We start from the raw sequence: 1310 nt of genomic DNA, 5'->3' as shown, positions 1-1310 counted from the left end.
GTAGAAGGACGCGATGTCGTGACGATCGGCGGTGTGGCCGAGGTGCTCGCCGCCGCCGGCATGGCGGACGCCGCCGAAATGCTCAAGGCGCCGACCGAAACATTGCTGACGGCTCACCGCGATCTGGTTGGCCGTGGCCGTGCGCTGTTCCAGCGCCTGCATGCCGATGGCGTGCCTTCGCTCTCGGTCATCCGCAATGATGCGCCCCGGCTCATCGGTTCGAACGCGCTGTTCGGCAGCTTCGACAATCTCGTCGCCCATATCGCGGCGGCGTGATCCCATCCTCCAGACCCCAACAAGAATAAGGAAACAGACATGGCAAAAGTCGCTCTCATTGGTGCATCGGGCGCCGTCGGTTCACGCCTTCTCAGGGAACTCTCCGATCGCGGCCACACCGTCACCGGCATTGCGCGCAACCCGGAAAAGATCGCCGCGCTTCCGGGCGTGACGGCGAGGAAGGGCGATGTCTTCGACAGACAAGGTCTCGCCGACCTGATCCGCGGCCATGACGCGGTGATCAGCTCCGTGCATTTCCTGGACAGCGATGCCGATACGCTGATCGAGGCGGTGCGCGCCTCCGGCGTGAAGCGCTATCTGATCGTCGGCGGCGCCGGCAGTCTCGAAGTCGCACCGGGCAAGCGGTTGGTCGACACGCCTCAATTTCCTGATATCTACAAGGCCGAAGCGCAGAAGGGCGCCGACTTCCTGGACAGATTGAAGACGGTCGACGACCTCGATTGGACGTTCCTGTCGCCATCCGCCATGTTCGTGCCTGGCGAGCGCACCGGCAAATTCCGCCTCGGCAAGGATACACTTCTCGCCTCCGATAAGGGCAGCAGCATTTCCTTCGAGGACTATGCGATCGTCATGGTTGACGAGATCGAGAAGCCGGCCCACATCAGGCAGCGCTTCACCGTCGGCTATTGAGCGACCGGCGGGCGGCGGCGGGGTCTCAATCGAGGCCGGCCGACGCCAGCCGCATCAGAGTCCGGTTCAATCTCGGTGCTGCCGCCACCAGCGCCTTGCCGATGGCCGATTGCGGTGCGTCGATGACGGTTTGGGCATCGCCACTTTCGGCAATCCGCCCGGCATCGAGAAGGATGACGCGGTGGGCGACCGACCTGATGACGCCGAGATCATGTGAAATGAAGAGATAGGCGATCTTTTCCTGGCGTTGCAGGTCGAGCAAAAGCTCGAGGATCTCTCCGCGCACGGAGACGTCGAGCGCCGACACCGCCTCGTCGAGCACGATCAGCGACGGCTTTGTGGCGATGGCGCGCGCAATGGCGACGCGCTGCCGCTGGCCCCCG

2 protein-coding genes and 1 pseudogene are annotated in these 1310 nt (G+C 63.9%); 2 read left to right on the top strand and 1 reads right to left on the bottom strand.

The window, feature by feature from the left end; genetic code table 11:
• Both EN984_RS34930 and EN984_RS34925 read left to right on the top strand, forming a co-directional pair.
• Positions 1 to 276, top strand: a pseudogene (locus EN984_RS34930) (DsbA family protein); the annotation flags it as partial.
• Positions 277 to 315: 39 nt separating this feature from the next.
• On the top strand, positions 316 to 927 hold the full coding sequence (locus EN984_RS34925) for an NAD(P)-dependent oxidoreductase (RefSeq protein ID WP_127270535.1): 612 nt from the start codon (positions 316 to 318) through the stop codon (positions 925 to 927).
• A gap of 25 nt (positions 928 to 952) precedes the next feature.
• On the opposite strand, the gene EN984_RS34920 is transcribed toward EN984_RS34925, so the two are convergent.
• On the bottom strand, positions 953 to 1310 hold a 358-nt coding region (locus EN984_RS34920; protein ID WP_164765936.1), incomplete at its 5' end, for an ABC transporter ATP-binding protein.

Origin of the sequence: Mesorhizobium sp. M7A.F.Ca.CA.004.12.1.1 (assembly GCF_003997835.1) — a bacterium.
Taxonomy (GTDB): Bacteria; Pseudomonadota; Alphaproteobacteria; order Rhizobiales; family Rhizobiaceae; genus Mesorhizobium.
Note: the sequence above shows the minus strand (reverse complement) of the source record. Positions and strands in the feature narration are given on the sequence as shown.

Coding starts and splice junctions, on each gene's coding strand:
- EN984_RS34925 (WP_127270535.1), top strand. CDS start 316: ATGGCAAAAGTCGCTCTCATTGGTGCATCGGGCGCCGTCGGTTCACGC.